This window comes from Nocardioides albidus (assembly GCF_006335005.1).
In the GTDB taxonomy this organism is placed as follows: Bacteria; Actinomycetota; Actinomycetes; order Propionibacteriales; family Nocardioidaceae; genus Nocardioides; species Nocardioides albidus.
Genome location: NZ_VDMP01000026.1, coordinates 456,269 through 464,215, shown reverse-complemented (window position 1 = coordinate 464,215; position 7,947 = coordinate 456,269). Strand labels below are relative to the sequence as shown.

The following is a 7,947-nucleotide window of genomic DNA, read 5'->3' as shown; positions in this document are numbered from 1 at the left end:
GAGGGACTGAAGGAGCGACGGGAGAAAGAGGACGGAGGGCTGAGTGGGACGACGGGATTGGGCAGAGACGAGCACCTGACCCGTGAAGCGACCCGGGTAAAGACGTCGGGTCCGGATTCGTGAATCAGGCTTACGATGAGGTTCAGACGATGCACGCACCGCCCGTGGGGCGTCGTCGCGCCTCATCGCCTTTGGGCGAGAGGAAGCAGGACCATCCCCATGAAGAATCGACTCGGGTTGACCTTCCTGGCGACCGGCACACTTCTGTTGGCCGCGGTGTCGGCGTGTGCCGACAACGACGCGGATCCTCAGCCGACGACGCCAGCCACGTCGTCCCCGACAGAGTCGGCGGAGCCGACGACCAGCCCGTCGCCGACGTCTCCGAACGATGCCGCCACCGCGAATGCGACGGCTGCGATGACCGACTACTACTCCGTCCTCGACGGGCTCAGGGCCGATCCCTCCAGCGATCTCAAGAAGCTCGAGACCGTCGCGATCGGAGCACAGCTCAACGCGGTGCAGACCCTCGTACGGCGGCAGCGCGATCAGGGCCAGCGCCAGACAGGCAGCACGGCCATCAGCGAACTGAAGGTCCAGTCAGTCACCCTGGACAACTCCGACCCGGACGCTGGCAAGGTACCTACGGTCGTCATCGACGTCTGCTGGGACGTCACCAAGGTCGACGTGCTCGACAAGAGCGGCAAGTCGATCGTCTCCCCCGACCGCCCGGACACCGGGTGGACGCGTTACACCGTCGCGAACTACGAGTACGCCGCCGACCCCGCCGGCGGATGGCGCGTGGCGACTGGCCAGGACCTCAAGCAGACGCCATGCGCGGCCTCCTGATTCGCCTCCTGCTGACTGCCCTCGCCACCGCCAGCCTCACTGCCCTTGCCTCCGCACCGTCGTACGCCGACGGCACGGTCTGCGGTCAGACCGACCCGGCGACGGGCGAGTGCCTGATCTGGATCCATGTCCCGGGCAATCCCGGCACACCGGGGACGCCAGGCGACGACGGGCCAGAGGACACGGGCAGCGGCGCAGCCTGCTACTGGGACGGCACCAGCCAGGGCGTCACGAATCCACCGCCCGGGCCGGTGCCATGCACGAAGAACGGCGCCTACTGGTCGAACGCGTACCACTGCTACATCTCGCTGGTGGAGCCCCAGCCGCCAGCCGGCGATCCGAGCTGGCAGGGCCACGAGCCCGGAGACGGCGCCGTCTACTACTGCGACCAGCCGCAGACCGGGCTGCTCATCACGATCTGGACGCAGGACCCGCCGCCGAACTCCGGCACGGGACCGACACCGAGAGAGGTCGCCCAGATCGCCATCGAGAACATGCACCTCGGGGCGATCGACATCGGCATCGCTCCCGAGCCGGGCCCCGACAGCATCGGCCTCGTCGGCATGCCCGTGTGGATGTGGGCGAAGGCGCCGAGCAGCCAGACCTACGGCCCGATCACCGAGAGTGCGTCGGCAGGCGGCATCACGATCACCGCGACGGCGAAGGTCCTGCACGTCACCTGGGACATGGGCGACGGAACCGAGGTCGTCTGCGACACGGCGGGCACGCCGTACAAGCCGGAGTTCGGGCGGAAGGACTCCCCCGACTGCGGCCACACCTACAAGAAGTCGAGCGCGGGGCAGGCAGAAGACGCGTACACCGTCACCGCGACCTCGAGCTGGGTCATCACCTGGTCGGGCGCAGGCCAGACCGGGACGATCCGCCTCGACGGCCTCAACCGCTCGACCCAGATCCGGATCGGCGAAGCACAGGTGCTCGTGAACTGACGAGCACTGCGCGGGGAGGGACGAAGTGACTACGACTGCCCGAGAGGACCGGAAGCCCGGCCCCCACCGCACCGCGCCCGACGGCGGCCCGCCGATCACTCCCCCGCCCAAGCTGCGCAGGCGGCCCGGCCTCGTCTTCGCCGCCGTCGTCGTCACCGCCCTTGGCTGCCTGCTCGGTGCGTGGGCATGGAACGCGACGACCAGCACCGAGGAGGTCCTCGCTGCGGCGAAGACGATCCATCGAGGCGAGGTCATCACCGCCGACGACATCCGGCGCATCCGGATCAGCGGCGACCCGGCTCTGGAGCCACTCCCGGCGTCGGCGTACGACGAGATCGTCGGCCAGCGCGCCGCGCTCGACATCTCTGCCGGCGGGCTGATCACGACGGAGTCGACGACCGATGCGCCGATGCCACCGGAGGGCCAGTCGATCGTCGGCATCTCGCTGACTCCGGCCCAGGTTCCAGCGCTCCCGATGCACGGCGGCGACAAGGTCCGCATCATCGCCACCCCTGCTGCGAACGGCGATGCCCCGACCGGCGCGCCCCAGTTCACCGCTGCCGAGGTCGTCGACACGGCGATCGACGAGACGACCGGCAACACCATCGTCAACGTCCTGGTGCCGTACGCCGACGCGAGCGTCCTCGCGGCCCGCGCTGCCACCGGCAACGTCGCGCTGATCCTCGACTCGGGAGCCCAGTGATGGCGATCGTGTGCCTGACCTCGGCCTCCGGTTCGCCCGGCGTCACCACCACAGCAGTGGGCATGGCCTTCAGTTGGCCACGGCCCGTGCTCCTCGTCGAAGCCGACCCGACCGGCGGATCCGGCGTCCTCGCCGGGTTCCTCCGCGGCACCACGCCGTACGACGCCGGGCTGATCGAGCTCGCCCTCTCACCCCTCGGCACAGCAGACGCGCTGCGGGACGTCGTCCGGCCCTTGAGCCCGAACGTCTCGCTCGTCGCCGGCATCCGATCGCACGCTCAGGCCGCGGCGCTCCGTGACATCTGGGAGCCGTTGGCGGCCGCACTCCGCGAACTGGATGACAACGGCCAGGACGTCATCGTCGACGCCGGCAGGCTCGGCCTCATGGGCTCGCCGACCCCGCTGCTGGACGCCGCCGACGCAGCGCTCCTGGTCACCAGAGCCACCCTGCCGGCGATCTCGGCAGCTCGGTCGTGGGCGGAGACCGTCCGGCAGCCCGCCACCGGATGGCGTCACCCCTGCTTGCTTCTCATCGCCGAGGGCCAGCCTTATCGAGCCACTGAGATCTCCAAGGTTCTCGGCATGCCCGTCGTCGCCGACCTGCCGGACGATCCGGCAGCCGCGGCCGTGTATCACCGCGGCGCGGCGCCTCCGAAGCACTTCGAGACCGGCCCCTACATCCGCGCGCTCGAGGCCACGGTCCAATCGGTCCAGGCGCACATCGCCCGTGGTCGGTTCGCGCTGGTCGAGGAGGCGCGGCCATGACCGAGACCTACCGATTCTCGAACGAGTACGGCGACCTGACGCGCCTGCCGCTCTTCAGCCAGACGACCAACGGCGTCCCCCACGAGGTGCCGAGCGGTCTCGACGCGACCGTTGCATCGCCGCCCCCGGCCACCTCCGATGTCGACTGGGCGCTCGTCTCGGCACTGCGCGCCCAGGCCTCCGAGCAGCTGAGCCAGGCCGTGCAGTCCGGGCGTGCCCGTCTCGGCAAGGAGGCACAGCAGGAGCTGGGCCGGTCGATCGTGCTGGACCTGATCGAGTCTGCGATGGCAGAGGCCGTCGACGCCGGGCTCGGGTCGTGGAGTCCCGCGAAGCAGCAGGCGACCGCGCAGGCCGTGTTCGACTCACTCTTCCGCCTGGGCCGCCTGCAGCCCTTGGTGGATGACGATCGGATCGAGAACATCGTCATCGTCGGCCACGACAACGTGCAGCTCGAGCTGATCGACGGGACGCTCGTTCCCGGGCCGTCGGTGGCCGATTCCGATCAGGAGCTGATCGACTTCCTCGTATTCCTTGCCTCTCGCAGCGAGGTGAATGCGCGGTCCTTCTCCGAGGCGCAACCGAGTCTCCACATGAGGCTGGACGGCGGCTCCCGGCTGGCGGCCGTGGCGTGGGTAACCACCCGGCCGTCCGTCGTGATCCGTCGGCACCGGCTGATGCGGGTGACCCTGGACGACCTCGTCAAGCGCGACATGATGACGCCCGTCGTCGCCTCGTTTCTGAGGGCCGCGGTGCGGGCTCGGTGCTCGATCGTGGTCGCCGGGGCGCAGGGGGCGGGTAAGACCACGCTGGTCCGCGCCCTCTGCGCCGAGATCGACGAACTCGAGGCCATCGGCACCTTTGAGACCGAGTACGAACTGCACCTCCACGAGCTCGGTCGGCACAAGGTGGTCATTCCATGGGAGGCCCGGCCGGGATCGGGTGAACGCGGTCCCGACGGGCGACAGTCGGGTGAGTTCACGCTCGACGAGGCACTGGTCGACTCCTTCCGCTTCAACCTGTCCCGGCAGATCGTCGGAGAGGTCCGCGGCAAGGAGATCTGGGCGATGATCAAGGCGATGGAGTCCGGCACCGGATCCATCTCCACAACGCACGCGGCCGATGCGGTGGCCGCAGTACGCAAGCTCGTGACCTGCGCGATGGAAGCCGGGCCGCACGTCACACAGGGTCTGGCCACCAGCAAGCTCGCCGCGACCGTCGACCTGATCGTCCAGTTGAGCCTGGAAACCAAGGTCGTGCCGGGCGGGGCTCAGCGGGCGAGGCGGGTCGCGGAGGTCATCTCGCTGGCCCCGGGCGAGAAGGAGCCCGGCTACGCGACCACGCACGTGTTCCGCGCCGATGCCACGGGAGTCGCAGTCCCCGACGTCCTCCCTGACGAGTACCGACGGCTCACGCAGCACGGCTTCGACCTCCCGGCGTACCTCGCGAGTCAACCGCTGGGAGCCCGGACATGACCACGATCCTTCCCGCACTCGCGGGTGGACTCGTCGCCTTGGGGCTCCTCGGGGTGGTCGTCGGCCTTCGCCCGACCGCGATTCCGCCGCGGGAACCCACGGCAGCCCATCGGCGCCGCGCCCTCAACCGGCGAACCCGAGTCCTGCTTCTTGCCGGTGGCGCGCTCGGCCTCGTCGGATGGCTCATCACCGGCTGGATCCTGGCGCTCGTCATCGCGCCGGTCGCAGTCATCGGGCTGCCCATCCTGCTCAGCGCGCCGCCGGCAGCAACGCAGATCGCACGCCTCGAAGCGATGGAGGAATGGACTCGATCGCTCTCCGGAGTCCTCACCGTCGGAATCGGCCTGGAACAAGCGCTGGTCGCGACTCTGCGGTCGACACCTGCTCCGATCGCCGATGAGGTCCACCGACTGGTGACCCGGCTGCGGGCACGGTGGGACACCGAGAAGGCTCTGCGAGCATTCGCCGACGAACTCGACGACGCGACCGGCGACCTGATCGCAGCGAACCTGATCCTGGGCGCCCGTCGACGCGGCGCCGGGCTCGCGAGTGTGCTCGAAGGGCTCGCCGAGTCGGTCGGCGCCGACGTGCGTGCTCGGCGCCAGGTCGAGGCAGACCGAGCCAAGCCGCGAGCGACCGCGCGGTGGGTCACGTTGATCAGCGCCAGCGTGCTCGTCGTACTTGCGCTGTCCGGGACGTACGTCGAGCCGTACCGCACCCCGGTGGGCCAGGTGCTCCTCGTACTCCTTCTGTCGGCGTACGTCGCGACCCTGGTCTGGATGCGACGCATGGCCGCAGGCAAGCCTCTCCCCCGGTTCCTGGCGACCCGCGCAGTCGCGGAGGCGCCGCGATGATCACCGGGCTGCAGTTGGCGATCCTTGCCGGGGGCCTCGTCGGCCTCGGCCTCGTGCTTCTCGTCGCCCGCCTCCTGCCCGCGGAGCCCGACCTCGCCGACGCGCTCGAGCGTGTCTCCTCGTCTCGTCCGCGTTCAACCACCTCCGATTCCGCGCGGTCGAGCAAGGAGCGGCTCGGCCTGTGGGGCCTGCGTGTCCTGCCGCCCGGGCTCTGGGTTCGTACGCCGACTCGCGAACTCGCGCTCCTGCGGATCCCGGTCGCGCAGTTCTACGGCGAGAAGCTGATGTTCGCTGGGCTCGGCCTCGTCATCCCGCCGGTCCTCGTCACGCTCTTCAACGCCTTCGGGCTGAGCATCCCGTTCCAACTTCCGGCGGTCGGATCGCTCGCGCTGGCCGCCGTCATGTTCTTCATCCCGAACTACAACGCCCTCGACGACGCGAAGAAGGCGCGGACTGAGTTCGCCCGAGCTCTCGGCGCCTACATCGACCTCGTGGCTCTGGAGCGGAACAACGGCATCGGCCACCGGCAGGCGATGGAGGCTGCGGCTGAGGTCGGCGACTCGTGGGTGTTCACGCGGCTGTCCGAGGAGCTCACCCGGTCGCGGTGGTCGGGACTGCCGCCCTGGGACGCGCTGCACACCTTGGCAGAGGAGCTCGGACTGCCCGAGCTCGACGACTTCGCCGACATTATGCGCCTCTCGGGCGAGGAAGGAGCCGGCGTGTACGCGACCCTGCGCGCCCGGTCCGCCGCCATGCGCACGGCGATGCTCAACGACGAGCTCGCACAGGCCAACGCCGTCGGTGAGCGCATGTCGATGCCCGGCTCGCTGCTGGGCGTGATCTTCATGGCGCTGCTCGTCGCGCCCTCATTGCTTCGCATGTTCACGAACTCGTGACCACGGAAGGACACATCCACAGGAGGAAAACCCATGTTGAAGGTTCTGGTCCTGCTGCAGATCGCAGCACTCAGCAAGTACGACGACCTGCGAGCTTCCCACCGCAGTGAACGCGGGTCGGTGACGATGGAGCACGTCCTCTGGGCCGTCGCCGTCATCGGCATCGTCGGGATCGTGGTCCTCGCGGTCACGAACTATGTCACCTCAGAAGCGGGCAAGATCAAGTAGCCGCCGCCGGCGACGCGGCGAACGGGGCTCGGTCTCGATCGAGCTCGTCGTCCTGCTGCCCGCACTGTTCGCAGTCATGTTCCTCGGGATGCAGGCAGCGCTCTACTACCACGCGAAGTCGGTCGCCATCGCGGCCGCGCAGCAGGGCGCCAGAGCCGCCGGAGCCGAGCAGGGCCGGGAGTCCGACGGGGTCGGCGCAGCCAACGACTTCCTCGCCGAGGCCGGTGGCGATGACGTCATCACCGCGACGTCGACGAGTGCGAACCGGACCGCCACGACTGCCACCGTGACTGTCAGTGGCTTCTCACTGAGCGTCATTCCAGGGTGGAAGGTCCGGATTACTCAGAGCGCGAGCGTGCCGGTCGAGCAGGTGACGGCGCCGTGATCCGCCGGGACGAGCGCGGTTCGGCAGCCCTCGAGGCGGCGATCGGCGTGCCCGCCTTCGCGCTCTTCGTCGGCCTGGTCATCTTCGGAGGCCGTACGGCGACCACCCATCAGGCGCTTCAGTCCGCCGCCGCCGATGCCGCCCGGTCAGCCTCGCTCGCCCGCAACGCGGACGTCGCCCGCACGGATGCACGCGCGGCAGCGACTTCGAGCATCACCAATCAGAAGATCGGATGCTCGGCCATCGACGTTGTGGTCGACACGAGCGACTTCGACAAGCAGCCCGGGGTCCCAGGATCGGTCACCGTGACGGTGTCCTGCCGCCTCGACCTGTCAGATCTCGCCGTGCCGGGCGTGCCAGTAGCACGGGTCCTCCGGAGCACCATGTCCAGCCCGCTTGATACGTGGCGGGAACAATGAGCCGCCGGGACGAGCGCGGCTCCATTACGGTCTGGCTGGCCCTGTCCAGCTTCGTGATGATCTTCCTCGTCGGACTGGCGGTCGACCTCGGGGGCCAGGTCCACGCCCACGAGCGGGCCCACGACGTCGCAGCGCAGGCCGCACGAGCCGGTGGCGAGGAGGTCGAAGGAAGCTCCGCCATCCAAGGTCACGACCTCGCGATCTCCCCCGCCGCCGCGCGTGCCGCTGCCCAGCGCTACCTCGACGCGGCCGGCGTCGCCGGAACGGTCACCATCAACGACGGCACCACGATCACGGTGACCGTCACGGACTCCTACGACCCGCAGTTCCTCGGTCTCATCGGCATCAACCGCCTCGACGTCACCGGCACCGCGACCGCGCGACTCGTCCGCACCCTCGGAGGTAGCGAGCAATGAACAGGACCGACTTCAGG

At 69.2% G+C, this 7,947-nt stretch carries 11 protein-coding genes; all 11 read left to right on the top strand.

The window, feature by feature from the left end; genetic code table 11:
• Positions 1-237: 237 nt before the first annotated feature.
• A complete protein-coding gene (locus FHP29_RS18075) occupies positions 238-846 on the top strand; it encodes a hypothetical protein (RefSeq protein WP_240044587.1) in 609 nt (202 codons plus the stop codon).
• Entirely contained in the window at positions 831-1,793 is a 963-nt protein-coding gene (locus tag FHP29_RS18070) for a hypothetical protein (protein ID WP_139624237.1), read from the top strand. The genes FHP29_RS18075 and FHP29_RS18070 overlap by 16 nt, the downstream gene beginning before the upstream one ends.
• A 25-nt stretch (positions 1,794-1,818) precedes the next feature.
• Positions 1,819-2,496, top strand: a complete 678-nt coding sequence (locus FHP29_RS18065) for an SAF domain-containing protein (protein ID WP_240044586.1) — start codon at positions 1,819-1,821, stop codon at positions 2,494-2,496.
• A gap of 62 nt (positions 2,497-2,558) precedes the next feature.
• Entirely contained in the window at positions 2,559-3,260 is a 702-nt protein-coding gene (locus FHP29_RS18060; protein WP_240044585.1) for a CpaE/TadZ family protein, read from the top strand.
• The gene (locus FHP29_RS18055; RefSeq protein ID WP_139624235.1) at positions 3,257-4,732 is read left to right on the top strand and encodes a TadA family conjugal transfer-associated ATPase; all 1,476 of its coding nucleotides are present in this window, start codon (positions 3,257-3,259) and stop codon (positions 4,730-4,732) included. Before FHP29_RS18060 ends, FHP29_RS18055 begins: the two co-directional genes overlap by 4 nt.
• Entirely contained in the window at positions 4,729-5,586 is an 858-nt protein-coding gene (locus FHP29_RS18050) for a type II secretion system F family protein (RefSeq protein ID WP_139624234.1), read from the top strand. Before FHP29_RS18055 ends, FHP29_RS18050 begins: the two co-directional genes overlap by 4 nt.
• Positions 5,583-6,482 carry a type II secretion system F family protein gene (locus tag FHP29_RS18045; protein WP_139624233.1) on the top strand — a complete coding sequence of 300 codons (900 nt, stop codon included), beginning with the start codon at positions 5,583-5,585 and terminating at the stop codon, positions 6,480-6,482. The genes FHP29_RS18050 and FHP29_RS18045 overlap by 4 nt, the downstream gene beginning before the upstream one ends.
• A gap of 33 nt (positions 6,483-6,515) precedes the next feature.
• Complete coding sequence (locus FHP29_RS18040; RefSeq protein WP_139624232.1) at positions 6,516-6,710, top strand: hypothetical protein; 195 nt, start codon at positions 6,516-6,518, stop codon at positions 6,708-6,710.
• The gene (locus FHP29_RS18035) at positions 6,679-7,095 is read left to right on the top strand and encodes a TadE/TadG family type IV pilus assembly protein (protein WP_139624231.1); all 417 of its coding nucleotides are present in this window, start codon (positions 6,679-6,681) and stop codon (positions 7,093-7,095) included. Before FHP29_RS18040 ends, FHP29_RS18035 begins: the two co-directional genes overlap by 32 nt.
• On the top strand, positions 7,092-7,514 hold the full coding sequence (locus FHP29_RS18030) for a TadE/TadG family type IV pilus assembly protein (RefSeq protein WP_139624230.1): 423 nt from the start codon (positions 7,092-7,094) through the stop codon (positions 7,512-7,514). The genes FHP29_RS18035 and FHP29_RS18030 overlap by 4 nt, the downstream gene beginning before the upstream one ends.
• Positions 7,511-7,930 carry a TadE/TadG family type IV pilus assembly protein gene (locus FHP29_RS18025; RefSeq protein WP_139624229.1) on the top strand — a complete coding sequence of 140 codons (420 nt, stop codon included), beginning with the start codon at positions 7,511-7,513 and terminating at the stop codon, positions 7,928-7,930. The genes FHP29_RS18030 and FHP29_RS18025 overlap by 4 nt, the downstream gene beginning before the upstream one ends.
• The last annotated feature ends 17 nt before the right edge of the window (positions 7,931-7,947 follow it).